21 protein-coding genes and 1 tRNA gene are annotated in these 25,213 nt (G+C 69.4%); 19 read left to right on the top strand and 3 right to left on the bottom strand.

Annotation, left to right across the window (positions count from 1 at the left end):
- Window positions 1-8: 8 nt before the first annotated feature.
- The 7 genes from ACFSXZ_RS14760 (at window position 9) to ACFSXZ_RS14730 (ending at window position 4,694) form a co-directional block, all read left to right on the top strand.
- Entirely contained in the window at window positions 9-1,175 is a 1,167-nt protein-coding gene (locus tag ACFSXZ_RS14760) for a TadA family conjugal transfer-associated ATPase (RefSeq protein WP_378265471.1), read from the top strand.
- 185 nt (window positions 1,176-1,360) lie between these two features.
- Window positions 1,361-1,981: a type II secretion system F family protein gene (locus ACFSXZ_RS14755; RefSeq protein ID WP_378265469.1), complete on the top strand. Its 621-nt coding sequence runs from the start codon at window positions 1,361-1,363 to the stop codon at window positions 1,979-1,981.
- On the top strand, window positions 1,978-2,574 hold the full coding sequence (locus ACFSXZ_RS14750) for a type II secretion system F family protein (RefSeq protein WP_378265467.1): 597 nt from the start codon (window positions 1,978-1,980) through the stop codon (window positions 2,572-2,574). Before ACFSXZ_RS14755 ends, ACFSXZ_RS14750 begins: the two co-directional genes overlap by 4 nt.
- A 186-nt stretch (window positions 2,575-2,760) precedes the next feature.
- Window positions 2,761-2,898: a DUF4244 domain-containing protein gene (locus ACFSXZ_RS14745; RefSeq protein WP_378265465.1), complete on the top strand. Its 138-nt coding sequence runs from the start codon at window positions 2,761-2,763 to the stop codon at window positions 2,896-2,898.
- Between the two features lie 20 nt (window positions 2,899-2,918).
- Window positions 2,919-3,347: a TadE family type IV pilus minor pilin gene (locus ACFSXZ_RS14740; protein ID WP_378265463.1), complete on the top strand. Its 429-nt coding sequence runs from the start codon at window positions 2,919-2,921 to the stop codon at window positions 3,345-3,347.
- Complete coding sequence (locus tag ACFSXZ_RS14735; RefSeq protein ID WP_378265461.1) at window positions 3,334-3,705, top strand: Rv3654c family TadE-like protein; 372 nt, start codon at window positions 3,334-3,336, stop codon at window positions 3,703-3,705. Before ACFSXZ_RS14740 ends, ACFSXZ_RS14735 begins: the two co-directional genes overlap by 14 nt.
- Window positions 3,706-4,064: 359 nt before the next feature.
- The gene (locus tag ACFSXZ_RS14730; RefSeq protein ID WP_378265459.1) at window positions 4,065-4,694 is read left to right on the top strand and encodes a bifunctional DNA primase/polymerase; all 630 of its coding nucleotides are present in this window, start codon (window positions 4,065-4,067) and stop codon (window positions 4,692-4,694) included.
- Here ACFSXZ_RS14730 and ACFSXZ_RS14725 read toward each other — a convergent pair.
- Window positions 4,661-7,042, bottom strand: coding sequence for a DEAD/DEAH box helicase (locus ACFSXZ_RS14725; protein WP_378265457.1), 2,382 nt, complete (start codon window positions 7,040-7,042; stop codon window positions 4,661-4,663). The genes ACFSXZ_RS14730 and ACFSXZ_RS14725 overlap by 34 nt on opposite strands.
- Window positions 7,043-7,324: 282 nt before the next feature.
- Between ACFSXZ_RS14725 and ACFSXZ_RS14720 the strand changes: the two genes are divergently transcribed.
- From ACFSXZ_RS14720 to ACFSXZ_RS14685, 8 genes are all read left to right on the top strand, one after another.
- Window positions 7,325-9,619, top strand: a complete 2,295-nt coding sequence (locus ACFSXZ_RS14720; protein ID WP_378265455.1) for a sodium-translocating pyrophosphatase — start codon at window positions 7,325-7,327, stop codon at window positions 9,617-9,619.
- Window positions 9,620-9,749: 130 nt separating this feature from the next.
- Window positions 9,750-10,346: a hypothetical protein gene (locus tag ACFSXZ_RS14715; protein ID WP_378265453.1), complete on the top strand. Its 597-nt coding sequence runs from the start codon at window positions 9,750-9,752 to the stop codon at window positions 10,344-10,346.
- Between the two features lie 121 nt (window positions 10,347-10,467).
- Window positions 10,468-11,130 (top strand): hypothetical protein, encoded by a 663-nt coding sequence (locus ACFSXZ_RS14710; protein ID WP_378265451.1) that lies wholly within the window; start codon window positions 10,468-10,470, stop codon window positions 11,128-11,130.
- A gap of 431 nt (window positions 11,131-11,561) precedes the next feature.
- On the top strand, window positions 11,562-14,327 hold the full coding sequence (topA, locus tag ACFSXZ_RS14705) for a type I DNA topoisomerase (protein WP_378265449.1): 2,766 nt from the start codon (window positions 11,562-11,564) through the stop codon (window positions 14,325-14,327).
- Between the two features lie 60 nt (window positions 14,328-14,387).
- A complete protein-coding gene (locus ACFSXZ_RS14700) occupies window positions 14,388-15,185 on the top strand; it encodes a hypothetical protein (protein WP_378265447.1) in 798 nt (265 codons plus the stop codon).
- A 195-nt stretch (window positions 15,186-15,380) separates the two neighbouring features.
- Window positions 15,381-15,875: a hypothetical protein gene (locus ACFSXZ_RS14695; protein WP_378265445.1), complete on the top strand. Its 495-nt coding sequence runs from the start codon at window positions 15,381-15,383 to the stop codon at window positions 15,873-15,875.
- A gap of 200 nt (window positions 15,876-16,075) precedes the next feature.
- A complete protein-coding gene (locus tag ACFSXZ_RS14690) occupies window positions 16,076-18,142 on the top strand; it encodes a bifunctional MFS transporter/dTMP kinase (protein WP_378265443.1) in 2,067 nt (688 codons plus the stop codon).
- The gene (locus ACFSXZ_RS14685) at window positions 18,142-19,332 is read left to right on the top strand and encodes a DNA polymerase III subunit delta' (protein ID WP_378265442.1); all 1,191 of its coding nucleotides are present in this window, start codon (window positions 18,142-18,144) and stop codon (window positions 19,330-19,332) included. Before ACFSXZ_RS14690 ends, ACFSXZ_RS14685 begins: the two co-directional genes overlap by 1 nt.
- Before the next feature lie 4 nt (window positions 19,333-19,336).
- Here ACFSXZ_RS14685 and ACFSXZ_RS14680 read toward each other — a convergent pair whose 3' ends face one another.
- The gene (locus ACFSXZ_RS14680) at window positions 19,337-20,980 is read right to left on the bottom strand and encodes a hypothetical protein (protein ID WP_378265440.1); all 1,644 of its coding nucleotides are present in this window, start codon (window positions 20,978-20,980) and stop codon (window positions 19,337-19,339) included.
- Between the two features lie 101 nt (window positions 20,981-21,081).
- On the opposite strand from ACFSXZ_RS14680, the gene ACFSXZ_RS14675 reads away from it, so the two are divergent.
- Window positions 21,082-21,158, top strand: a tRNA-Thr gene (locus tag ACFSXZ_RS14675).
- A gap of 53 nt (window positions 21,159-21,211) precedes the next feature.
- Here the strand turns inward: ACFSXZ_RS14675 and ACFSXZ_RS14670 are convergent.
- Window positions 21,212-22,243, bottom strand: coding sequence for an aldo/keto reductase (locus ACFSXZ_RS14670; protein WP_378265438.1), 1,032 nt, complete (start codon window positions 22,241-22,243; stop codon window positions 21,212-21,214).
- 127 nt (window positions 22,244-22,370) lie between these two features.
- Between ACFSXZ_RS14670 and ACFSXZ_RS14665 the strand changes: the two genes are divergently transcribed.
- The 3 genes from ACFSXZ_RS14665 (at window position 22,371) to ACFSXZ_RS14655 (ending at window position 25,211) form a co-directional block, all read left to right on the top strand.
- Window positions 22,371-23,012, top strand: coding sequence for a TetR/AcrR family transcriptional regulator (locus ACFSXZ_RS14665; protein ID WP_378265436.1), 642 nt, complete (start codon window positions 22,371-22,373; stop codon window positions 23,010-23,012).
- A gap of 112 nt (window positions 23,013-23,124) precedes the next feature.
- Window positions 23,125-24,642 carry a carboxylesterase/lipase family protein gene (locus tag ACFSXZ_RS14660; protein ID WP_378265434.1) on the top strand — a complete coding sequence of 506 codons (1,518 nt, stop codon included), beginning with the start codon at window positions 23,125-23,127 and terminating at the stop codon, window positions 24,640-24,642.
- Window positions 24,643-24,683: 41 nt separating this feature from the next.
- On the top strand, window positions 24,684-25,211 hold the full coding sequence (locus ACFSXZ_RS14655; protein ID WP_378265432.1) for a gamma carbonic anhydrase family protein: 528 nt from the start codon (window positions 24,684-24,686) through the stop codon (window positions 25,209-25,211).
- Window positions 25,212-25,213 lie beyond the last annotated feature (2 nt).

Here is a 25,213-nt window from a genome sequence, read left to right as displayed (position 1 = left end):
TCGGGGGCATGAGTACGGACCTGGTCGAGCGAGTCCGCCTTCGCTTGGCGGGAAACGGTTCCCGAACGGATCCGGCGACCGTGGCCGAGGCGGTGCGCGCTGAGGCAGGAGGCCCGGTGGGACATGCCGAAGTACTGCAGGCGCTGCGCGTGTTGCGGCAGGAGTTCACCGGTGCCGGGCCATTGGAACCGTTGCTGGCGGAGCCGGGCGTCACCGATGTCCTTGTCACCGCGCCGGACCAGGTGTGGGTGGACGGCAGGGACGGGTTGCGCCGCAGCGGCTTGCGGTTCAGTGACGAGGAGGCCGTCCGGCGGCTGGCGCAACGGCTCGCATCGGCCGCGGGGCGCCGGCTCGACGACGCGCAACCCTACGTCGACGGATGGCTTTCCGATGCCGGGCCGCAGGGGCGGGTGCGGCTGCACGCCGTGCTCCCGCCGCTCGCCGCCGACGGCACCTGTATCTCGTTGCGCGTGCTGCGACCGGCCGTGCACGACCTGCGGGCCCTGCGCAGGCTGGACACCTTCGACGACAACGGCGCGGAACTCGTCGAGGCCGTTGTGGCCGCCCGGCTCGCCTTCCTGGTCACGGGTGGCACGGGAGCGGGCAAGAGCACGTTGCTCTCCGCCATGCTCGGCACTGTCTCGGCGACCGAGCGGATCGTCGCCGTCGAGGACGTCGGAGAGTTGCAGCCTTCCCATCCACAGTTCGTCCGCCTCGTCACCCGGCCGCCGAATGTCGAGGGCGCGGGGGAAGTCACTCTCCGGGATCTCGTGCGGCAGGCGCTCCGGATGCGCCCTGACCGGTTGGTGGTGGGCGAGGCCCGTGGCCGAGAGGTCTGCGAATTGCTGAACGCACTCAACACCGGTCACGACGGTGGCGCCTGCACGCTGCACGCCAACTCACCCCGTGAAGTGCCGGCGCGCCTGGAGGCTCTCGCGGCTTTGGGCGGACTGTCCCGTGCGGCGTTGCACAGCCAGCTTGCCGCGGCGGTACAGGTCGTGTTGCACATGCGCCGTTCCGGACAGAGGCGGAAGCTGGCGGAGGTTGGCGTACTCAGCCGTGACGACCATGGCGAGGCGCGGGTGATGCCGGTATGGGAGGACGGCGTCTGGACGAAACGGCGCGTCGTTCTCTCGGCCCTGCTTGAACAACGCGGGGTGACCGCGCCATGGTGAATGTCGTCCATCCTGGCGGCCTCCTGTGCGCAACCGCGGCACTGCTCGCTTGGCCGGCTCCTCGTCGGGCCGCCGCGAGGGCATCGGCGCTAAACCCTCCGAGAAGCCCGCGTAAGCGAGTCGTCGGCCGCCCGCGCCTCCGTCGTGAAGCGCTTTTCGCGGCCGGCTCGTTGATCACCGTCGTCTTGTTTGGACCTGTTGTTTCGCTCGCGGTCGGCTTGTTGGTCGCGGCGGTCTTGTGCCATCGGCGTGGTTCCCGCCGCATCAAGGAACGGGCGGCCGACGCGCACGCGATGGCGGAAGCGATCCGGACAATGGTGGCCGGCCTCCGAGCCGGAGCGACAACCGTCGCGGCCGCGGAGTGCGCGGCGGCGGAGGCTTCCGGTCGTGCGGCGGCCACGATGAAAACGCTTGCCGTCACGGCTCGTCTCGGCGGGGATCTCCCGGTCCATCAAGCCGACGCGTCATCGCCGGACCACCACGCCATCGCGAAGGCATGGTCGTTGAGCCGCAGGCATGGCCTGCCTCTGGCCGATCTACTCGACGCGGTCCGGCGGGACATCGTGGCGGCGGCGCGTTCCGCGAACAGGATCAATGCCGGTATGGCGGGAGCGCGTGCGAGCGCGGCCGTGCTCGCGGTCCTTCCCGCGCTGGGACTTCTGCTGGGGGAGGCGATGGGCGCCGGCGGCATTCACGTCCTCACCGGCACCCCGATCGGCCGGTCGCTCATGGTTGTCGGAAGCGGGCTCGTTCTCGGCGGTGTCGTGTGGAGCGCGCGCCTCACCAACCCAGGACCGTCGCTATGAGCGGCGCGAGCGGAGCCGTCGCACTCGCCGCGCTGGCCTTGCTGGTCTTTCCGGGACCTTCAGTCGCCGGCAATCGATTGGAGCGCCTGTTTGCCCAGGGCCGCCGGCGCCCGCGGTGGAGATTCCCCGCTCGAGCCCGGCGAAGGTCGCGAGCCGGCTTCCCCCGGCTCGCGGCCACCTGGGACCTTCTGGCCGCCTGCCTGCGCGCCGGGCTGCCGGTGCCGTCCGCGATTCTCGCGGTCGTCGAGGACGTGGGCGGACCGGAAGCGGACGCGCTCAGAGCGGCAGCCGGACTTCTCACGCTCGGTGCCGAGCCGGGTCGGGCGTGGGCGGCAGCTGGTGCGTGCCCGGGTACCACGAAGCTCGCCCGGGCCGCGCGGCACACCGCCCGATCGGGAAGTGTTCTTGCCGAGGTCGCGGACGAGTTGGCCAGTGAACTCAGGTCGGCCTCGGCCGACCGTGCCGAGGCGAAGGCCCAGCGCGCCTCCGTGCTGATCGCCGGGCCGCTCGGACTGTGCTTTCTCCCGGCCTTCCTCTGTCTGGGTGTGGCACCCGTCGTCATCGGGCTCGCCGGACACCTGCCCATGTCATGAACAGTCCACAGTGGATCAGCGAAAGGAATCTCGATGATGCTTCGGCAGACCACAGCGGGGCCGTTGGCCGCCCGCCGCCGGCCGAGACGACAGGTGACGCCGGGCTCCGCGGCCACGACGTCCCGACGACGGCTAGGTATGAGCACGAGAAGCCCGGACCGCTTCCGAGGCTGGGAGGACGCGGGAATGAGTACCGCGGAATACGCCGTCGGCACGGTCGCCGCCGCGGCTTTCGCGGCGCTCCTCTACGCCATCCTCACCAGCGATTCGATCGTCTCCGGATTGACGTCGCTCGTGCAGCGCGCGCTCACGGTCTCGTTCTGACTCCGTACTCGAGTCGTGCGATGTCCGAGCAAGTCGAGAGGGTCAGTGCGGTCTCCGTTCGGGCATGTCCCGGAGGACGACCTCCCGGCCGGTGGGCGAGAGCGTCGGAACGTGGGGCGGTCACGGTTGAGGCGGCGATCGTCCTCTGCGCCCTGACCGTGGTGTTCGGGCTGCTTCTCGGTGGTGTCCTGGTCTTCGCCGGGCAGTTCCGATGCGCCGACGCGGCCAGAGAAGCCGCGCGGCTGATCGCCAGAGGCCAGCGCGCGCTGGCCGAGCGAGCGGTCGAGCAGATGGCGCCGAACGGCGCACGACTCGTTGTCGAGACCGAAGGCGAGGACGTCCGGGTCGAGGTCCGTGCCGAACCGGTGGGCGGCCTGCTGCCCGGAGTTCGGCTGCGGGCGGAGGCTCACGCGATGCTGGAGCCCGGGGTGGCCGATGCGAACGGATGATTCCGGGGCGGCGACGGTGTGGGCCGCGATCGCGATGGCGGCTCTGCTTGCCGTTGCCACGGTGTTGTTCTCCCTCGGCTCCGTGATGGTGACCCGGCAGCGCGCGGCGGACACGGCGGATCTTGCCGCGCTCGCCGCGGCCGGTGGCGCCGCTCGTGGCGGAGAAGTCGCATGTGAGCGTGCGAATTCGATTGCCACGAAGGCGGCGGTACGCCTGGTGACCTGCCGGCTTGATGGATGGGACGCCCTCATCGAGGTGGAAGCCGCCGCGCCGGCCGGTCTGGGTGTCGCCTCGGCGCACGCCCGGGCCGGGCCGGTTTCTCGCGGGACCCCGGCAAGCCAGGGGAGGACGCGATGAGGCACGACGAGCAGGTCAAGACCGCCGCGATCCCGAACCTGACACCGGCACGGACGGACGGTCGTTCACGCGCGCCGAACGGTCGGTGCCGCCTCGCGCCGATGGCCTTCGACAGGGAACAAAACCTTTACGGCGCAAGGAAAAGTTGTGGTTCTCGTCACGTGCGCGCGAGCGGACCTCGATACACCCCTCGTCGTCCGTCCGTCGCCGAGCGGGATTCAGCCGGACGGTGCGCCGTTGTTGCTCGTCGTTCCGTAGCGGCCGGTTGTCGAGCGGACACTATCGGCGTTTCGTGCCGTGCCGTTTAGTGAGATCAGGAGCCACCGCGAGCGGTGGAGTGAACGAGGAGTTGTTAACTGATGTTGGACACGGATTGGTCGGACAGCTGGCGGGGCGCGTTCCGCATCGAGCTCCGTGCGGAGGCGATCGGGCTCGCCTGCCACGGCTGGCCGGTGCTGCCTGGCACGTTTCCGACCGGGCCGGAGAACGGCCACGGGAACTGGACGGGACCCGTTCCGGTGCACAGCGACTGGGCCGACCGGCTCGGCGCGCACCCGAACGAGGTCGCCGAATGGTGGACCCAGCCCTACAGCCTGCTCGTCGCGACCGGCAAGACGCTTGACGCCATCGAGGTCGGCGACGAACTCGGCAAGCGCGCCGCGCGTCTGCTCAGGGCGACCGGGCACCCCGCGCCGATCGTGGCGACCCCGGACGGTCGCTGGCTGTTTTTGACCACCGTGACCGACAGCCTTCCCGAGCGGCTGGCCGCCAGCAGTGAAGTGCGCTGGCATGGCGAGGGCAGCTGGGTTCCGCTGCCGCCGACCCCCTACCAGCACGGCGTCGTGCACTGGCGCGTCAAGCCGGATGTCTGGGGCTGGCGCCTGCCGGCCGCGGACGCCGTGCACATGGTGCTCATCCGTGCTCTCGAACAGGCCGAGAACAGGGAGGTGGCCGGTCAGCAGTTCGTCGCGGCATCCGCCGCGGCGTGAACCACGTGGTCGTGCCGGGTGCCGTGGAGACGCACCGCCCCGAGCACGGTGTCCAGTACGGCCACCGCCCCCGCCTTGTCCAGTGGATCGTTACCGTTCCCGCATTTCGGTGACTGCACACAGGACGGGCACCCTGCCGGGCACTCGCAGGAGATGATCGCCTCCCGCGTAGCGGCCAGCCAAGGGACCAATGCGGCAAAACCGCGATCGGCGAATCCCGCACCCCCGGGATGGCCATCATGCACGAACACCGTCGCCTCCCCGGTGTCCGAGTGCAGCGCGGTCGAAACCCCGCCGATGTCCCAGCGGTCGCACGTAGCGAACAGCGGGAGCAAGCCGATCGCCGCGTGCTCGGCGGCATGCAGGGCGCCGGGGTGGCGCGCCGGATCCAGTCCGGCGCCCCCCGGTGTCCTGCTTGATTCCAGAAGCTCGGCGGAAACCGTGTACCACACGGCCCGGGTTTCCAGCTTCTGCTCCGGGAGGTCCAGCGCCGCCTGGTCCAGGATTTCCCCCGATGGCCGCCGCCGCAGGTATCCGACGACCTGGGAACTGACGGCCACATCGCCGAGACACACGGTCACTCCACCGTATTCGACCCGCTCATGGGTATGGAGGACGGCGATGTCGGCCACCTCGCGAGGCGAGGTCGTCCAGTCCGGGTCCTCGGCGTGCACGAGTGCTATCCCGGACTCCAGGTCCAGCTCGTCGACGACGTACGACGAGCCCTGATGCAGGTAGACGGCCCCGGGGTGCACGGTCGAGCACGCCGAACCGGGGTCGACCGTGCCCAGCAGACGAGAGGTGTCCGCCTCGACGACGGCGATCTGCTCGCCCCCGGAACCCCGGATGTCCACGTCGTACTGCGGCCGGTCGCGCGAGGTCCAGTACCACCCACTGGGCCGCCTGCGCAGCATCTTGTCGGCGACGAGCGCATCGAGCACCTCCCGCGCCGCCGGTCCGCCGAAGGCGAGGAGTTCGGACGCGGTGAGCGGCAGCTCAGCCGCCGCGCAGGCCAGTTGCGGCGCGAGGACATAGGGATTCGCCGGATCCAGGACTGCCGTCTCGACGGGACGGTCGAGAATCGCCTCCGGGTGATGCACCAGGTACGTGTCCAGCGGATCGTCCCTGGCCACGAAGACGACCAGCGCGTTTTCCGCCGCACGGCCCGCACGCCCGGCCTGCTGCCAGAACGAGGCGAGCGTGCCCGGATAACCGGCCAGCACCACCGCGTCGAGCCCGGCGATGTCCACGCCGAGTTCGAGCGCGTTCGTCGAGGCGACGCCGAGGAGTTCGCCCTTGAGCAGGGCACGTTCCAGCTCCCGCCGCTCCTCGGGCAGGTACCCGGCTCGGTAGGCCGCGACCTGAGTCCCCAGCGCCGAGTCCACTTCCGACAGGATGCGGCGGGCACTCAACGCGGTGAGCTCCGCTCCGCGGCGTGAACGCACGAAGACCAGCGACCGGGCGCCCTCGATGACGAGTTCGGCCAGGATCCGTCCGGCTTCGGCCCCGGCCGACCGCCGCACCGGTGCCCCGTTCTCGCCGGAGAGATCGTCCAGCAGCGGTGGTTCCCACAACGCCACGACCCGAGCGCCACGGGGCGAGGCGTCCTCGGTCACGGCCACGCATTCCTCGCCGGTGAGCCGGGCGGCGAACTCGGCAGGCTCGGCCGTGGTCGCCGACGCCAGCACGAAGGTGGGGGACGCCCCATAGTGCCGCGCGACCCGCTGCAGTCTCCGCAGCAGCAGAGCCACATGTGAGCCGAACACGCCGCGGTAGCTGTGGCATTCGTCGACCACCACGTAGTCGAGTTTGCGGAAGAACCGGGCCCACCGGGCATGCGCGGCGAGGATGCCCCGATGCAGCATGTCCGGGTTGGTGAACACCCAGCGGGCGTGGGCCCGCACCCAGTCCCGTTCCGCCATCGGCGTATCGCCGTCGTAGGAGGCCGCCCGGATATCCGGCAGGTCCAGCGCGGTGACCGTGCGGAGTTGGTCGGCTCCGAGCGCCTTGGTCGGTGAAAGGTAGAGCGCGCAGGCCCGATGGTCGGCGGCAAGCGTGGAAAGCACGGGCAGCTGATAGCCCAGGGACTTGCCGGAAGCCGTTCCCGTCGAGATCACCACGTGACGCCCGGAGGCCGCGAGCGAGGCGGCTTCGATCTGGTGCGTCCACGGTCGTTCCAGCCCGGACGATCGCAGCGCGGCCACCACGTCTTCGCCGGCCCAAGAGGGCCACTCGGCGTGGCGGGCCTCCCGGGCGGGCTGTTCGGAGACGTGGGTCACCGGGTCGGCCTGTTCCGGGATCCCGGCGGTGACCCGGCTCAGCAGGCGCCACGCCCGGCTGGTCGTCACCTCGGACCCGCCTTCCGTTCTCGCGAACGCCCTTCCGCCACGTCACCCAGGGTCGCACAGGGGTACGACAACCCAGCGCCACGGTCAAATCGATCATGAACCGTGAGAAAGCTCACAGCCACAGAGCGTGTTCGACATGGGACGGCCTGACCGTGCCGGGATCGCTACCAATACACTCCGGCAAACCGCACCACTCGGTGGTGTGCAGATCCCCTGCCAGCGCTGGCAAGGCTGTCCGCAGTGAGGCCGTCGTTGGCGCAGGCGACGTTTCCAGGAGGACGGATGAGGACCAACCTCGCGGAAGGCCTTGAGCTTTCCGGAGGTGACTACGGCATCGTCGCCGTGGTCGCCGTGGTCGCCCTTGCCGCACTCGCCATCGGATATGTCCTGCTCAAGGAGGTGCTGGCCGCCGGCCAGGGAACCGCCAAGATGCAGGAGATCGCCAAGGCAGTGCAGGAAGGGGCGGCCGCCTATCTCAAGCGGCAGCGAAACACTCTTTCCATCTTCGGCGTGGTGGTGTTCCTTCTGCTGTTCGCGCTCCCCGCGGACAGTTGGGGCGAACGCATCGGCCGTTCGGTGTTCTTCCTCGTCGGCGCGGTGTTCTCGTTCAGCATCGGCTATCTCGGGATGTGGCTGGCCACGCAGGCGAACCTGCGGGTCGCGGCCGCGTCGCGGGAAAAGGGCGGACGCGAGACCGCGATGCGGGTCGCGTTCCGGACCGGCGGTGTGGTCGGCATGATCACGGTCGGCCTCGGGCTCTTCGGCGCCGCGGTCGTCGTGCTGGCCTACGCGGGCCAGGCACCGAAGGTGCTGGAAGGCTTCGGGTTCGGCGCCGCGCTGATCGCGATGTTCATGCGTGTCGGCGGCGGTATCTTCACCAAGGCCGCCGACGTGGGCGCCGACCTGGTCGGCAAGGTCGAGCAGAACATCCCCGAGGACGACCCGCGCAACGCCGCGACGATCGCCGACAACGTCGGTGACAACGTCGGCGACTGCGCCGGGATGGCCGCCGACCTGTTCGAGTCCTACGCCGTGATGCTGGTGGCCGCGCTCATCCTCGGCAGCACGGCGTTCGGCACGGACGGACTGCTGTTCCCGCTGATCGTGCCCGCCATCGGCGTGATCACCGCGGTGATCGGCGTGTACATCACCAAGGCCAAGACGAACGAGAACGGCCTGGTCACGATCAACCGCTCGTTCTACATCTCGGCGGTGATCTCGGCGGTGCTGTGCGCGGTCGCCGCGTTCGTGTTCCTGCCCGGCTCGTTCGCGGACTTCGGTCCCGAGCACGCCGGCGTGTCCGGCAACCCGGCGGTCATCGCGACCGTCTCGGTGATCATCGGCATCGTGCTGGCCGCGATCATCCTGCGGCTCACCGGGTACTTCACCGGCACCGAGCACGGACCGGTGAAGAACGTCGGCAAGACCTCGGAAACCGGTGCCGCGACGGTCATCCTGTCGGGCATCTCGGTCGGGTTCGAGTCCGCCGTCTACACCGCGATCGTGATCGCCGCGGCCGTCTTCGGGGCCTTCCTGATCGGCGGCACGGTCGCGCTGTTCGCGGTCGCGCTGGCCGGTACCGGCCTGCTCACCACGGTCGGCGTGATCGTGGCGATGGACACCTTCGGCCCGGTCTCGGACAACGCGCAGGGCATCGCGGAGATGTCGGGCGACGTGGACGAGCAGGCGGCGCAGATCCTGACCGAGCTGGACGCGGTGGGCAACACCACCAAGGCCATCACCAAGGGCATCGCGATCGCCACCGCCGTGCTCGCGGCGACGGCGTTGTTCGGGTCGTACTCCGACTCGATCGCGAAGGCGCTCGGTTCGGCGGGCGAAGGCATCGGGACCCTGCCGAGCACGTTCCTGAACAACATCGTCAACGCCAACACGCTCGTCGGCGTGATCATCGGCGCGGCCGTGGTGTTCATGTTCTCCGGTCTCGCCGTCAACGCGGTCTCGCGGGCCGCGGGCGCGGTGGTCTACGAGGTGCGCCGCCAGTTCCGGGAGATCGCCGGGATCATGGAGGGCACCACGCGGCCGGAGTACGGCAGGGTCGTCGACATCGTCACCCGTGACTCGCTGCGGGAGCTGGCCACGCCCGGCCTGCTGGCGGTGTTCGCCCCGATCGCGGTCGGCTTCGGTCTCGGCACCGGTGCGCTCGCCGGGTACCTGGCGGGCGCGATCGCCTGCGGCACGCTGATGGCCATCTTCCTCGCGAACTCGGGCGGTGCCTGGGACAACGCGAAGAAGCTGGTCGAGGACGGCAACCACGGCGGCAAGGGGTCCGAGGCCCACGCCGCCACCGTCATCGGTGACACCGTCGGCGACCCGTTCAAGGACACCGCGGGCCCGGCGATCAACCCGCTGATCAAGGTGATGAACCTGGTGTCGGTGCTGATCGCCCCGGCGGTCGTGCAGTTCTCCATCGGTCCGGACGCCTCGCTCGGCTTGCGGATCGGTATCGCGGTGGTCGCGGTGGCGATCATCGTGGTTTCGGTCGTGATCTCGAAGCGCCGCTCCACGGCGCTCGCGGACACGCCCAGCGAGAACCCGGAGCCGGCCAAGGCCGGCTGAGAGGCAACGGCCAAGGGCCCGTCGCGCATACCACGTGGCGGGCCCTTGTTGCACTCGACGTGCCCGGCGGTTGCGTGGCCTCGAAGGATCGGTACCTTCGGGAGAGGCCCTAACGGCAGGAGGTGTTGGCTTGCGAGCCGGGAAGGCGCTTTTCCTGGTGGTCCTGACCGGTTTGTGCGCGGCCCTCGTGGCTTGCGGGCGAGCCCCGGTCAGTTCCGGCACGGACCCGGCCGGTCCGGGTCTTTCGCGGGACGGAGCGGCGAGACAGGACGCGGCGACCCGATGGGCCAACGACTACTGCGTCGCGGTCGGTTCGCTGGTGGACGGGCTGGCGACGATGCCGAGCGTCGACCCGAGTTCTCCCCGGCGGGCCGTACAGACCTCCAGCGACCTGCTCGGTTCCATGATCGGCAGCTTCGACGGGGCGGTCCGCAAACTCGACAAGCTGCCGCCTTCACCGGTCCAGGGCGGGGACAGGATGCGTACGGACACGGTCGCGGAGTTCACCGGTATCCGTGATCGCGCGTCGGTCGCGAAGCAACGACTCGACGTGGTGCGGGATGCCACCACCATCGACCAGCAGACCATCGGAGCCGCCAACGGCCCGCTGGACGAGGTGGCGAAACTCAATGTGCTGGCCGGTTTCGACAGCGTCCCCGAACTGCTCGACGCGAGCGCCCATGCCCCGGTCTGCGAGGAGCTCACCACCCGGGCGTCCGGAAACTAGGCTGTGTTCCACCGTGCGCGCGATCGGATTCGGGTAGCCAGGCCGTGGCTTCGAGCCGGCCCTCGCGCAGCGTGAGCCGAGCACTCTTCGCGAAATCGAACTTTTGTTCTACCCTGGTGGTGTGGACCAGATCTCGTTCTTCTCGGCCGAGGCCAGTGGACCGGAACTCGCGGATCTGGCCGGAGTGCTGTGCGGTCCGGCCAGGATCGTCAGTTTCGGGCGCACCGCGGCCCGGCTTTCCGTTCCAGTGGCCGAATCATGGCGGGTGCGCGTTCTGGCCACCGAATTCGCCCGGCGTGGCGTAAGAGCGGACGCCGTGACCGAAGAGGGGCGGCAATTGGTTCGCACGGCGTTCCGGGCCGACCTGATCGGACTGGCCAACACCTGGTGCCCGGACGGCGTCAAGATGCTCCCGCCGGGGTTCCGGCTGACCGGTGGCGCGCTCCGGTTGTGGGCGCTGGCGGCAGGATCTCCGGCCGAACGGGGTTACCAGTTCGCCGTCGATGATCAAGCGGAGATCCACGCCGCGCTCGTGGTGGCGTTCCAGCGTCTGGGGTTGCCGGTCCGGGTGGGGAGGTCGCCGGAAGGTGACCCGGTCGTCCGGGTCACCGGCCGCCGTGCCGTGGCCACCCTGGGGGAACTGCTCGGCACGCCGCCGCCCGCGGCCGAACCGGTATGGCCCGCGGGGATCACCGCGCGCCGGCCGGTTCCGGCCGTACGGGAGCGGAAGCGGCGGGCCGGAGCGAGAGCGGTTCCCGGCCCCATGCATGCGACCATCTGGTAGGCCCGCACGCCGCGGGCCGCCGGATTCCGGTCCTTTCCGGTCGGATCGGCCGTGTTTGTCCCCGGATGTCCGGGATTGTCTATCGGTGGCATCCTCCGGCACCATCTCCAGATGGCCTCACGAGGGCCATGCCTGAAACGGCGACCCGGCCCCGGTGCTGGGGCAGCGTCGCCGCCGGTGAATCCGGGTGACGAAGTCACGGCGGAGGGTAGCGGGAGGGCTACCCCGGCAGACCCGGGAAGCATGTGGTGACTGTCACGTGCTAGGTGTGGAAAGGAAACGCCGCCCTGTTCGGCGCCGATGCGCTTCACACATCGTGGACGGCGTGTTGCGGGATGCGGGCGGACACAACCGGTCATCAGAGTGCACACTGACGGGTTGAACAGGCGTCGCGGTGCAAGCGACGGGAACGGGCAGGAGAGCGGGACAGCGTGGCTGGAGCACGGACCAAGAAGAACGACGCCGGGGAGAATGGTGCCGGGCGTCGGCGGCTCGTGATCGTCGAGTCGTCCACCAAGGCCAAGAAGATCGCTCCCTACCTCGGTGGCAACTATGTCGTCGAAGCGTCGGTCGGGCATATCCGCGATCTCCCGCGTGGGGCGGCCGACGTGCCTGCCAAGTACAAGGGTGAGGCGTGGGCCCGGCTCGGCGTCGATGTCGACCATGACTTCGAGCCGCTGTACGTGGTGACCCCGGACAAGAAGTCCAAGGTGACCGAGCTGAAGAACCTGCTCAAGGACGTCGACGAGCTCTATCTCGCCACTGACCCCGACCGCGAGGGCGAGGCGATCGCCTGGCACCTGCTGGAGACGCTCAAGCCGAAGGTCCCGGTCCGGCGGATGGTCTTCCACGAGGTCACCGAGCAGGCGATCCGCGCCGCCGCGGCCGACACCCGTGACCTGGACTCCGACCTGGTCGACGCCCAGGAAACCCGCCGCATCCTCGACCGGCTCTACGGCTACGAGGTCTCGCCGGTGCTGTGGAAGAAGGTCATGCCGAAGCTTTCGGCGGGCCGGGTGCAGTCCGTGGCGACCAGGATCATCGTCGAGCGTGAGCGCGAGCGGATGCGCTTCACGTCGGCGTCCTACTGGGACATCGCCGCCACCATGGAGAAACCCCCGGCGTCCTCCGACGAACCGCGCTCGTTCCCGGCGCGGCTGGTCGCGGTGGACGGTGCGCGGCTGGCGACCGGTAAGGACTTCGGATCGGACGGTCGGCTCAAGTCCTCGCTCAAGGATGTTCGCGTCCTTGCCGAGGCCGACGCCGAGCGCCTCGCGGGAGCCCTGCGTGGCCAGGATTTCCGTGTCGCGAGCGTCGAGGAGAAGCCGTACACGCGCCGCCCGTACGCGCCGTTCATGACCTCCACGCTGCAGCAGGAGGCCGGCCGCAAGTTGCGGTTCTCCTCCGAACGCACCATGCGCATCGCTCAGCGCCTGTACGAGAACGGCTACATCACGTACATGCGTACCGACTCCACCACCCTGTCGGAGACGGCGATCACGGCCGCTCGGAACCAGGCGACGGAGCTGTACAGCTCCGAGTTCGTCTCGCCGAGCCCACGCCAGTACACCCGCAAGGTGAAGAACTCCCAGGAGGCGCATGAGGCGATCCGCCCGGCGGGTGAGGTCTTCCGCACCCCCGGTCAGGTCGCGGGCGAACTGGAGTCCGACGAGTTCCGCCTCTACGAGATGATCTGGCAGCGCACGATCGCTTCGCAGATGGCCGACGCGAGGGGCACCACGATGTCGGTGCGCATCGTCGGCACGGCGACCAGCGGCGAGGAGTGCACGTTCTCCGCCTCCGGCCGCACGATCACCTTCCTCGGCTTCCTCAAGGCCTACGTCGAGGCCGTGGACACCGAGGCCGGTGGCGAGGCGGACGACAAGCAGAGCCGTCTGCCCCGGCTGGCGAAGGACGAGGCGGTCACCGCCACGGAGCTGGCCCCCGACGGCCACACCACGACACCGCCCGCCCGCTACAGCGAACCGAGCCTGGTCGGCAAGCTCGAAGAGCTCGGGATCGGCAGGCCGTCGACGTACGTGTCGATCATCAAGACCATCCAGGATCGCGGTTACGTGTGGAAGAAGGGTTCCGCGCTGGTGCCCTCCTGGGTCGCCTTCGCCGTGGTCGGACTGCTGGAGCGGCACTTCGAGCGGCTGGTGGACTACGACTTCACCGCCGCGATGGAGGAGGAGCTGGACCGCATCGCGGCCGGGGACGAGCAGCGCACTCGCTGGCTGTCGAAGTTCTACTTCGGCGGAGACACCGGGGTCGACGGTTCGGTGAGCAGGCTTGGTGGCCTCAAGAAGCTCGTCGGTACCGGCGTCGAGGACATCGACGCCCGCGAGATCAACTCGATCCCGCTCTTCGAGGACGACGAAAAGCGCACCGTCTACGTCCGGGTGGGTCGTTACGGGCCCTACCTCGAGCGCGAGGTGGACGGGAAGTCGCAGCGCGCGAACCTGCCGGAGGACCTGCCGCCGGACGAACTGTCCACCGAGATCGCCGAGAAGCTCTTCGCCACGCCCCAGGAGGGCAGGCTGCTCGGCACGGACCCGGTCACCGGGCACGAGATCGTGGCCAAGGAGGGCAGGTTCGGGCCTTACGTCACCGAGATCCTGCCTGAGCCCGAGGAGGCCGCGGCGGACACCGGCGCGAAGAAAACGACCAAGGCCAAGAAGCCGAAGCCGCGGACGGGGTCGCTGTTCAGGTCCATGTCGATCGAGACGGTGACGCTGGAAGACGCACTCAAGCTGCTTTCGCTGCCTCGGGTGGTCGGAAAGGACCCGGAATCCGGCGACGAGATCACGGCCCAGAACGGCCGGTATGGGCCCTACCTGAAGAAGGGGACCGATTCGCGGTCGCTGGACAGCGAGGACCAGCTCTTCACGATCACCGTGGAAGAGGCGCTCAAGATCTACTCGGAGCCCAAGCGCCGGGGCCGTCAGGGCGCGGCGAAGCCGCCGCTCAAGGAGTTCGGCGCCGACCCGGTGTCGGGCAAGCCCATGGTGGTCAAGGACGGTCGTTTCGGACCGTATGTGACCGATGGTGAGATCAACGCGACCCTGCGTAAAGCGGACAGCATCGAAGACCTGACCGCGGAGCGCGCCGCCGAACTGCTGGCCGAGAAGCGGGCGAAGGGCCCGGCGCCGAAACGGAAGGCGCCGGTGAGGAAGAAGGCACCCGCCAAGAAGTAGTCGCCCAGCTCGAACAGGCGTTCTACGAAATTGTCGGTGGGTGGGTGCAGACTCCCTCCCATGACCACCATCTTCGATCTGCTGGAAGAGGCGACCCGGCCCGTGCTCGACGCGGTGCCGGTGCGGCCTTCGTGCTCCGACATCTATGCCCCCGACGCGACCGATGCCGACGTCGAGCGCCTGCGGTACCCCATGTCCCGCTCGCCCGACCCCGGCGACCTGGTCGCCGAGATCGAGGAGCACAACGCCTACATGGCCAGGTTGCGGGGCACCCCGTTCGTCGAGAACGGGGACCTCAGTGACGAGGCCATGCGGGCATTCGATGTGATGCTGCGCGGCCCCGTCCGCGTGATGGTGTCCGGCGTGTACGCCGGTGCCGCCGAGCCGCTCGATGTCCGCTGCTACGCCGACGAGAAGGTCGGTGTGGTGTGGAAGTTCGGGCAGGAGGCCATCGCCGTGCGTGGCGGCCGTTTCCCCGAGATCTTCGACGTGGCGACCGGCTTTCTGCCGGCCGAGCCCCGCGGCCGCGCGGAGACGATCTTCTTGCCCGCCGATCCCGACGGCGTGATCCCGGACAGCCACCGGCGGGAGGCGGCCCAGTTGCGGCGGTTCCTTCGCCGCCGGCGCCGTGGCACGGCGGTGGTCGACATGCTGGCGTTCCACAACATCTTCGCCGACTACCCGGATCTCGCGCTCGTCGTGATCGACAACGCGCTCGGCAGGCATGTCCTCGGCTGCTGGGGTACGGGCATGGTGCTGCGGCCGGTCGGCCAGGGGTGGCTGTCCTGGTGGATGCGCGAATGCGTGGCGGAGGTCATGACCAGCGGCGTCGGCGGCACCAGTGAGCCCAACCTGTGACATCCCTGGTGCCACCCTGTCGGCACGATCGCGTGAGCGCGCCAGGGACGCGAAAAACACAGTGACGCAGGGTGCACCGCTCGTGCCACGTCGCTAGCCCGGTTGGCCGCGTTGCCTACCGGAAATGACCATTACCCTGGTATGGAAGCTTCCAGAAGGTCAGTGCCTGCCGAGCAACAACAAGGAGTGGGACAGATGGCCAAGGACGACGACGCCGGGCTGGGCGATGGCACGCAGCCGGCGGCGTTCGGCGACGCGCTGTCGGGCCCGGTGAGCGACTCGGGCGAAGAGTTCCAGCTCACGCGTGTCGCGTCACCGGTGAAGCCGGATCCGGAAGCGGTGCGCGATCTGGTGGACGCCGAGATGGCCAGGGAGAGAGGCGGCACTGCCGCCTTCGCCCCGGCCGACGCGGAAACCCAGCCTCCGGCGGGCGACGCGGAGCCGATCCCGCCCGCCGCCCCGCTCGGCATGCTCCCGAGACAGCGCTCGCGGCCTGGCTTGGGGCGCCGCCGTCCGTCCCTGCGGATGCCCCGGGTCTCCCTCCCCTCTCCGGATTCGGTGCGTCGGGTAAGGCCCTCGAGCGGATCGACCGGAGTGATCGTGGCCGTGATCTTGTTGATCATTTTCGTGGTCCTCGCCATCGAATTCGTCACCAGTTTGGTCGGCAGCATCATGGGTGCCTTCAGCTGAAACTCGCAGCGTTGGAGTGCCCCGCCGCTATCGGTGGGAAAGGGCGGTCGGGCGGCCGTGACCGGCGCAAATGGTTCCGGTGACGCGCGGAATGGTGAGTGGTTCACCGTTCTCAGGTTGACGGAGCTACCCTGACTGCACGATTCGGTGACCCGATTGGCGTAACTACCGGGCTCACCGGCGCCACGGGAGCTAATGGGGTGGGTCGGATCGGCGGCGAAGTCCTGGAGACGCAACCTGACGCGAAGGCGTCGGTGGGCCGTGAGGCCTCGACGATCTACCGTGCACGGCGAGTCCTGGCGATCCGGCCGTTCCGCAGGTTGTGGGGCGTCACGTATCTGTGCAGCGTCGCCGACTGGCTGACCATCCTCGGCGTCACCAGCATGGCGACCAAGCTGACCCACAACTACACGGCGCAGAACTTCGCGTTCACCGGTGTGCTGCTGTCCGCGCTGTTGCCGGGCCTGCTGTTCGCACCGGCCGGTGGCCTGCTCGCCGACCGGTTCGACCGGCGGAAGATCATGTTCACCGCCGACCTGCTGCGGTGCGGGTTCATCATGTCGATCGCCCTGGTGGGCACCGGCTGGTGGCTCTACATCGCCAACTTCCTGGCCAGCGCCAGCGCGATGATGTGGATCCCGTCCAAGGACGCCGCGGTGCCGAACCTGCTGCGCCGGCCGGAGCAGGTGGAGGTCGCCAACCAGCTCGGCATGGTGATGACCTACGGCCTCGCGGTGATCAGCGCCGGCGGCATCTACGCGATCGTGACCGGGATCGGCCCCGCGTTGCACCTGCCCGCCTCCGTGTTCGGCCAGCTCGGCTTCGCGAAGGTGATCGTGGTGCTGATCGGGTTGCTCTACCTGACCAGCGCGTTGCTCATCATCACGCGGATCCCCGAGCTGTCCCTGCGGAACGTGCACGCTCCGGCGGTGGCCGCGCCGAAGCCGAAGGAGCCGTCCGTCGGCTTGAGCGAGTTGCTCAGGGACGGCGCGAAGTTCATCCGCAGCACTCCGCTGGTGCGCGGCCTGCTGATCGGTGCCGCCGGGGCGTTCGCGGCGGGGGGCGCGGTGGTCGGGTCGGCCCAGCCGTACGCGGCGAGTCTGCTGGCGGGCGATTCCGCCTGGGGCCTGCTGCTGGTCGCGGTCTTCCTGGGCCTGGCCACCGGGATGGGCGGTGCGCCGAAACTGGCCCGCAGGTTGCCGCACGACCGGCTTTTCGGGATCTCCATCGTGCTCGCCGGGCTGGCGCTGATCCTGGTCGCGCTCTCGCCGCACCTGGCGGTTTCCCTGGTCGCGGTGGCCATCGTCGGTGCCTGTGCCGGGGCGGCCTTCCTGACCGGTGTGACGATCATCGGTTCGCAGGTCGACGACTCGATCCGGGGCCGGATCAACGCGATCTACCAGTCGATGATGAAGATCATCGTGTTCGGGTCGACGGCCGCCGTCCCGCTGCTGATCGGCCTGACCAGGCCTCGCACGATCACCATCTGGGGCAATCCGATCATCATCGACGGCACCCGGCCGGTCATGCTCGGCGGGGGCATTCTCGCCGCGCTGGTCGGCGTGGTCGCCTATCACCAGATGGATTCGCGCCGGTCCGAGACGATCATGGCGGACCTGCGCAATGCCATCCGGATGCGTCCGCGCCGGGTGAACGGTCTGCTCATCGCCTTGGAGGGCACGACAGCGGCGGACACCGCGGCCCAGGCCTTGCGGCTCTCCCAATGGCTGCGGTCGGTGGGCCCGCGCCCGGTGATTCTCGCCGCCGATCCCGCCCTGGACGACGAGCGGCTGACCAAACTGGTGAGTGGGGCCGCGCTCTCGGGAGCCCGTGCGCAAGCGCTTGCGGCGGCCGCGGTGCGGGCGGATATCGTCGAGCGCGACGTGCAGCCCGCACTGGACGGGGGTTCGATCGTGGTCATGGAGCGGTTCGTCGACTCGCCGTTGGCCCACCTGTCCGCGGTGGCCGGGCTGGACGCGAAAGAGCTCGAAGGGCTCGCTGACTGGGCGACCGGCAGGCTGCGTCCCGACCTGACGGTGCTGCTGGATGCCGAGCCCAGCGGCCTGGCCGAGGGCCCGATCTCGGTCGAGGACCAGTGGCGGGTCCAGAACCTGCTCAGCGAAATGGCCGCGGCCGATCCGGATCATTATGTGGTGGTGGACGCCGAAGGCACCGAGGACGAGGTCGCCGAGCGGGTTCAGACGGCGGTGAAGGCGGTCCTGATCGGGCGGCGGTCCGGGTTGGCGCCGATCGAGGTGGTCGCCTGATGGGTTCGGTGTGGTCCCAGTTGGTCGGGCAGGAACCGGCGGTCGAAACGCTGTCGGCCGCCGCGGAGGCGGCCGCCCGCCTGGTGGCGGGGGAACCCGTGCCCGCGGGGACGATGACGCATGCCTGGCTGCTGACCGGACCGCCGGGTTCGGGGCGTTCGGTGGCGGCGCGGACGTTCGCCGCCGCCCTGCAGTGCCAGGCCGGCACGGGCTGCGGTGAGTGCCAAGGATGCCGGACAGCGCTGCATGGGACGCACGCCGACGTGCGGCTCGTGGTCCCGGAGGGGCTGTCCATCGCGGTCGCGGAGATGCGCGCGCTCGTGCAGGCCGCGGCCCGCAGGCCGACCACGGGGTATTGGCGGGTCGTCATCATCGAAGACGCCGACCGGTTGACCGAGGGCGCTTCGAACGCCCTCCTCAAGGCGGTCGAGGAGCCGCCCGACCGGACCGTGTTCCTGCTCTGTGCTCCGTCGGACCACCCCGAGGACGTTTCGGTGACCATCCGGTCCCGGTGCCGTCTGGTGAACCTGCGCACCCCGCCCGCCGACGCGATCGCGCGTGTGCTCATCGAAAGGGACGGCGTGGCGCCCGAGGTGGCGCACTGGGCGGCGTCGGTGTGCGGCGGCCATGTAGGCCGGGCACGCCGGCTGGCCACGGACGACAGCACGCGCAAGCGGCGCGAGGCGGTGCTGCGGATCCCGCTCGGACTGAGCCGCCCGGCGGACGTGTTCGCGTGCGCGGACGAACTGATCAGCGCGGCGGAGGGCGACGCCACCGAGGAAAGCAAGGCGCGTGACGAGGCCGAGAAGTCGGAGCTGCGGACGGCCCTCGGCGGTGACGGGACCGGTAAGGGTGTGGCCGGAGCCAAACGGGCGGCCGAAGCGGCGGTCAAGGCGCTGGAGAAGAAGCAGAAGTCCCGCGCCACGCGAACTCAGCGGGACACGCTCGATCTCGCCCTGGTCGACTTGGCGGGCTTCTACCGCGATGTGCTGGTCACCGGAAGCGGAGCCGGCGCCACGCTGACCCATCCCGACCACTCGTCCCAGATCATGACCGCGGCCCGGCAGTGGAGCCCGGAATCGACGCTCCGCCGGCTCGAGGCCGTGCTCGCGTGCCGGGAAGCGATCCTGTGGAACGTCAAGCCGCGCATCGCGGTGGAAGCGATGGTCACGGCGCTGCGCCACGGCTGAACGCTCACGGGCGTGAGCGTCGGCGCGGCGAGGGTTCGGCCGTCGCGCGGGTCCTGCGGCGGGACGGGAACGCGGCGACGAGAACCACGCCGAGCAGGAGCATGGCACTTCCGGTCCAGAACATCGGCACCGCCGAGTACGCGCCGGCGGTGTAGGCGAGTTGCCTGGGCGCGCCCTCGGACTCGGCCGGCGACGTAGCGGCAGGCGAGGTGCTCCCGCACACCACACCGCCCGGGGGCGCGTAGGCGCGGCCGATCTGCTCCCCGAGCGACACCTGCGCGAGTGAGGACGGAAGCGAGTCCGCGGCGCCGTTCGGGAGTGCCGCCTTCAGCGCGGCCGTAGGCAGTACCTGGAGATCGAGAAGCCTCGCCGACGCGCCGAGTTGGTAGCCGTCGAACGGCGTCGTCAGCTGCTGCTCCTTCTGGTTCAGCCCCGCGATGCTCAGCCGCAGCACCCCGATGTCGAGCACCAAACCGTTCGTGACCGACAGCTGCCGCGGACCCTTGGTGGCCGTGGCCACCAGGCCACCGACCACGGGCAGGCTCTGCACGCCCGTTCCGAGCTGGTCGGAAAGCGCTTTCAACGGCAGCCCGATCGGGATGTCCTCGGTGGGGTGCGCGGCGTCGAGGGTGTAGAGCACCTGACCCTGGCGTTCGATGGTGACGACCGGGGCGCTGTATTCGACCTTCGAGGTCGCCTTGTCGCCGGTCGAGGTGATCCGGAGGGTCGGCTCACTGGTCACCTTCAGGGTCAGCGCCAGTGGCGTGCCCTTGAGAAGGTCGATCTCGGCGACGTTCATCGTGGACACCGACTGGATCGCCTTGTGCGGCGAATTCGGGAGGTCGACCAGCTTGGTCACCGAATGCGTGGACAGCGTGCCCGGCAGGCTGAGCAGGGCACCAGTGCCGTCGGCGCTGGGCTGTCCGCCTCCGGCGAGCAAGCCGCCGAAGGTCTGCAGTCCCTTCGACGGGTCGAAACCACTGGCGAGCTTGGGCAGGTTGGGCAACTGCCCGAAGGGGAGGTCGGGCAGGGTCGGTACCGAACCGAGCAGAGACAGGCCGGCCACCGAGGTACTCGCGTCCGCGATGGTGTCCACACACGGTCCGAGCGTCGGGCTCCAGCGGGCATGCACGCTGCCGGTGATCAGCCCGGCCGTGCCGAGAGGGTTCGGCGGTGCGCTCAGCCCGCCGGTGATCGCCTTCGGGTTGTCCGGGAGCGCGGTCTGAACCAGTCCGCCGGGCGGCTGTGGCGCGTTTCCGCCCACCGCCACGCCGGCGGGCGAGGACTGGGCGACGGCGCGTTCCCAGCTGAAGAAGGCCTCGGAGTTCGCCTGGGCGCTCGACAGCCCCATCCCGGCCTCGAAGGCCGCCTGCTTGGGCAGTTGCTCGCCGTACCCCGGCAGGATCGCGCTGGTCGGCACCGCGTTCGGCAGGAGTCGCAGCACCCCGAGCGACGCGGCCGCGTCGGCGACCGCGTGGCCGAGCGGCTGGGGCCCCTCGGGAGCGGAAAACGGCGGCTGGCCTGGTGAAGCGGGCACGGGGATCGGGGTCGTGGGAATCGTGCTGTCCGCCATGGCGGGGCTCGCCATGAGCACCAGCAACGCGGCGGCCACCGGCGGTACCAGCGCACGGGACAGGCGGCTCGGCATGCGGACGTCCTCCCCGTGCTGAACGTGATCCAGGTCATCATTCCTAACGACGGTGGGGGGCCGGAGTGACGTCGACGGGGCCGCTACACTATGAACCGTTCGCCGCGTTAGCTCAGTCGGCCAGAGCGGCTCACTCGTAATGAGCAGGTCAGGGGTTCGATTCCCCTACGCGGCTCCACCCTTGACCAGGGCCTTTCCGGAACTCCGGAGAGGCCCTGGTCTTGTTCGTGCTCAGGCGGCGCTTCGCTCGTCGGCGGGCCGGCGGCGCAGGGCCGGGCGCTGGAGAGCGGGCGGCAGGTACGCGGACTGGTCGGGCGCGCCGATGTCGGTGCCGGGCGGGACGATCTCGTCGATCCGGTCGAGGATCTCGTCGCTGAGCCTGACGTCGACGCCGGCGAGCAGGTCGTCGAGGTGCTCCATCGTGCGCGGCCCGATGATCGCGCTGGTCACGCCGGGATGGGCGAGCACGAACCCGATCGCGAGGTGCGTCATCGGCAATCCCGCCTCTTCGGCCAACGGGATGAGTTGTTCGACCACATCGAGCCGTCGCTCATCGCTGAGACTCGTGAACATGTCAACGCGGTGAAGGTCGGTCGACTGGCCTTTGCGGACGCGTCCGGTGAGCATCCCCTTCGCAAGCGGACTCCAGACCAGGGTGCCCATCCCGTAGCGCTGGGCGACCGGCAGGACCTCGGCTTCGATACCACGACTGAGGATCGAGTAGGTCGGTTGCTCGGTGCGGAATCGCTCGAAGCCGCGTCGCTCCGCCACCCATTGGGCTTCGACGATGTCGGAAGCGGGCATGCTGGACGATCCGATCACCCGGACCTTGCCGCTGTGGATCAGGTCCGAGAGCGCCGAAAGCGTTTCCTCGATATCGGTTTCGGGGTCGGGCCGGTGGATTTGGTAGAGGTCGATGTAGTCGGTCCCCAGCCGGCGCAGGGAGTTCTCGACCGCGGTCATGATCCAGCGTCGTGAGCCGCCCCGCTGATTGGGGTCGTCGCCCATGGGACCGAAGAACTTCGTGGCCAGAACGACGTTGTCGCGGCGTCCCTTGAGTGCCTTGCCGACAACCTCCTCCGACTCGCCTTGCGAGTACCGGTCGGCGGTGTCGACGAAGTTGATCCCGGCGTCGAGCGCTTTGTGGATGATGCGGACCGAGTCGTCGTGGTCGGGGTTGCCGATCGACGCGCCGAACATCATCGCGCCGAGCGCGTAGGGGCTGACCTTGATGCCGGTCCGGCCAAGGGTGCGGTAACGCATGCGGGTATCTCCCGAGGTTGGGTCGAAGTGTGGTGGGCCCTCCGTCGGTGCCGTACTCTGGATCGAAGTGGAAAGCCTGTCCGGAACTATACGGAATGTTGTTCCGGATAGCAAGTGAAGGAGTGCCGTGACGGAGAAGGCGGTGCCGACCAGGGGCGACTCGACCGGTTCCGTGGGGTCGGACCCGGGTGAACGCGCGCCGCGCCGGCTGCGTGCCGACGCGGCGCGCAACATCGGCTCCCTGCTCGACGCGGCGAAGACCGTCTTCGGCACGTCCGGCGTGGACGCCCCCGCGAAAGAGATCGCGGACCTGGCCGGAGTCGGGGTCGGAACGCTGTACCGGCACTTCCCGAAGCGGTCGGACCTGGTCCAGGCGGTGGTGCGGAGCGGGATCGACGCCTGCGCCGACGCGGGCCCGGCATTGAGCGCCGCTCACGAACCAGGGGTGGCTCTCGCGAAGTGGCTTCATCGCTACACCGAATTCCTCGCGACCAAGCGAGGGCTCGCCAGTGCCCTGCACTCCGGTGATCCGGCCTTCGACGCCCTGCCCGGCTACTTCCAGCAGCGACTCGCGCCCACGCTCGGGGCACTGATCGAAGCCGCGACCGCGGCCGGCGAGATCCGCGGCGACATCAGGGCCGAGGAGTTGCTTCATGCCGTCGCCCAGCTGTGCCGGCCCGGGGCGGACGACGGACTCGCCTACAGCCAGCGCATGGTCGCGCTCCTGGTCGACGGATTGCGCTACGGCGCCGGCCTTCGACGGTCGTGACCCGGCTCATCAGGTGCGGTGTCACTGGCAGTGCCCGTAGGGCATCGCTGAGGAAATTCGGCGGTGTCCTGGCGGCGGGCCGACCCGGTGGTGATGTCATCATGGCTGCACCATGCGAAATCGGTCCGGGGCGACGACGGTGCGATCCGTCGTCATGGTCATGTTGCTCGTCCTGCTGGGTGCCTGCGACGCCGGAGCGGCGGCCGAATCCGGAAGCGATGTCGTGCGTATCGGGCAGGGACAGCTTCGCGGGGTGGTCGACGGTGATCACCGGTCGTTTTCCGGAATCCCGTTCGCCGCGCCACCCGTGGGCGACCTGCGCTGGCGGTCGCCGCGGCCGCCGGCGTCGTGGGACGGTATCCGGGACGCGACCCGGCCCGGCCCGGCCTGCGCGCAGTTCGACGGGAACAGCAGGTTCCTGGGCAGCGAGGATTGCCTTTACCTCAACGTGCACGCTCCGACCGACGCCACCGGGCGCAGACCGGTCATGGTGTGGGCGCATGGCGGTGGTTTCGTTTCCGGTTCCGGAGGTGACTACGACGCGACGCGGCTCGTCCAGCAGGGCGTGGTCGTGGTGACGTTGAACTACCGGTTGGGAGCGCTGGGGTTTCTCGCCGGAGGTGACGATCCCGCCGCCGGGAACTACGGGCTCGCCGATCAGCAGGCGGCTTTGCGTTGGGTGCGTGACAACATCGGCGCCTTCGGCGGGGATCCGGGGAACGTGACCCTGTTCGGTCAGTCCGCCGGCGCGTTCAGCGTGTGTGCCCAACTCGCCTCACCCCAGGCACGCGGACTGTTCCAGAAGGCGATCATCCAAAGTGGACCGTGCGCGGATTCCTTCGTCACCGCGGACGTCGCCCGCGAGCGGGCCACGCGGTGGGCCGGGGGCCTGGGGTGTGCGGATGTGGCGTGTCTCCGCGGAAAGCCGGCGCGCGACGTGGCCGAGATCGACGACGAGGCCGTGTCCACGCCGTTCGGCCGGATGCGGGACATGCCGTGGGAACCGGTCGCCGGTACGGCGATTCTCCCGGCGCAGCCCCTGGACGCGCTGGCCCAGGGCACGGCGAAGGGAATCCCGGTCGTCCAGGGCACGACCCGCGACGAGATGCGGTCGTTCGTCGCCAACGAGTACGACCGCCGCGGCACCCCGCTGACAGCCGAGCAGTACCCCGCCGCGATCGCCCAGGTCTTCGGGCCGGACGCGCCCGCCGTGCTCGCCGAATATCCGGTCACGCGGTATCCGACGCCCGGTATCGCGCTGGCCACCCTGCTCACCGACTGGGGCCGGAAGGTCGGTTCGTGCCCGGCGCTCTACGCCGATGACGTGCTCAACAAGACGACCGTCGTCTACGCCTACGAGTTCGCGCACAACGACGGCAGCCGCATCGCGCACTTCGACCTCGGCGCCGCGCATTCCGGCGATCTGCCCTACCTGTTCGGTCCGGCGAATCCCGCGAACCCGCTGTCGGAGAAGATGGTCAGTTACTGGACGCGGTTCGCGCGCACCGGAGACCCGGGCTGGCCACGCTACAACGCGGGGACCGTGCTCTCGATTGGTCTGGACCAAATCGGCGAGGTGAACTTCACCGACGACCACCACTGCGCGTTCTGGTCGTCACACAGTGCTTGAAAACGAAAGACTTCGCCCACTCCTCGCTTAGGGTGTCGGGCATGCCTCTGTTCTCGTTCGAGGGCGTCAGCCCCACCGTCCACCCCGACGCCTGGATCGCCCCCACCGCCACCCTCATCGGCGACGTGGTGATCGAAAAGGGTGTCTCCGTCTGGTACGGCGTCGTGATCCGTGCCGACCTCGGCCGGATCATCATCCGTGAAGGCGCCAACATCCAGGACAACTCCGTGATCCACGTCAACGTCGGTCTGTGCGAGGTGGGCCGGAACGTCACCGTCGGGCACATGTGCCTCGTGCACGACTGCACCGTGGGTGAGCAGGCACTGATCGGCAACGGCTCGACCGTGCTGGACAAGGCCGAGATCGGCGAGCGCGCGCTGGTCGCGGCCGGTGCCACGGTCACCCCCGGCACCGTCGTGCCGCCCGAGACGATCGCGCTCGGTAGTCCGGCGAAGAAGTTCGTGCCGTTGTCCGACTCCGCGCGCGCCTGGGTCGACCACAACGCCGGGATCTACCAGGAACTCGCCCAGCGTCATCGGGACGGCATCGCGCCCGTCGAGCAGTCCTGACC

Source organism: Amycolatopsis pigmentata, from assembly GCF_042684065.1.
Classification (GTDB): Bacteria; Actinomycetota; Actinomycetes; order Mycobacteriales; family Pseudonocardiaceae; genus Amycolatopsis_E; species Amycolatopsis_E pigmentata.
The sequence above is the reverse complement of the archived record's forward strand: the minus strand, read 5'-3'. Positions and strand labels throughout refer to the sequence as shown.

Coding starts and splice junctions, on each gene's coding strand:
- ACFSXZ_RS14760 (WP_378265471.1), top strand. CDS start 9: ATGAGTACGGACCTGGTCGAGCGAGTCCGCCTTCGCTTGGCGGGAAAC.
- ACFSXZ_RS14750 (WP_378265467.1), top strand. CDS start 1,978: ATGAGCGGCGCGAGCGGAGCCGTCGCACTCGCCGCGCTGGCCTTGCTG.
- ACFSXZ_RS14745 (WP_378265465.1), top strand. CDS start 2,761: ATGAGTACCGCGGAATACGCCGTCGGCACGGTCGCCGCCGCGGCTTTC.
- ACFSXZ_RS14740 (WP_378265463.1), top strand. CDS start 2,919: ATGTCCGAGCAAGTCGAGAGGGTCAGTGCGGTCTCCGTTCGGGCATGT.
- ACFSXZ_RS14735 (WP_378265461.1), top strand. CDS start 3,334: ATGCGAACGGATGATTCCGGGGCGGCGACGGTGTGGGCCGCGATCGCG.
- ACFSXZ_RS14730 (WP_378265459.1), top strand. CDS start 4,065: ATGTTGGACACGGATTGGTCGGACAGCTGGCGGGGCGCGTTCCGCATC.
- ACFSXZ_RS14720 (WP_378265455.1), top strand. CDS start 7,325: ATGAGGACCAACCTCGCGGAAGGCCTTGAGCTTTCCGGAGGTGACTAC.
- ACFSXZ_RS14700 (WP_378265447.1), top strand. CDS start 14,388: ATGACCACCATCTTCGATCTGCTGGAAGAGGCGACCCGGCCCGTGCTC.
- ACFSXZ_RS14695 (WP_378265445.1), top strand. CDS start 15,381: ATGGCCAAGGACGACGACGCCGGGCTGGGCGATGGCACGCAGCCGGCG.
- ACFSXZ_RS14685 (WP_378265442.1), top strand. CDS start 18,142: ATGGGTTCGGTGTGGTCCCAGTTGGTCGGGCAGGAACCGGCGGTCGAA.
- ACFSXZ_RS14680 (WP_378265440.1), bottom strand. CDS start 20,980: ATGCCGAGCCGCCTGTCCCGTGCGCTGGTACCGCCGGTGGCCGCCGCG.
- ACFSXZ_RS14670 (WP_378265438.1), bottom strand. CDS start 22,243: ATGCGTTACCGCACCCTTGGCCGGACCGGCATCAAGGTCAGCCCCTAC.
- ACFSXZ_RS14660 (WP_378265434.1), top strand. CDS start 23,125: ATGCGAAATCGGTCCGGGGCGACGACGGTGCGATCCGTCGTCATGGTC.
- ACFSXZ_RS14655 (WP_378265432.1), top strand. CDS start 24,684: ATGCCTCTGTTCTCGTTCGAGGGCGTCAGCCCCACCGTCCACCCCGAC.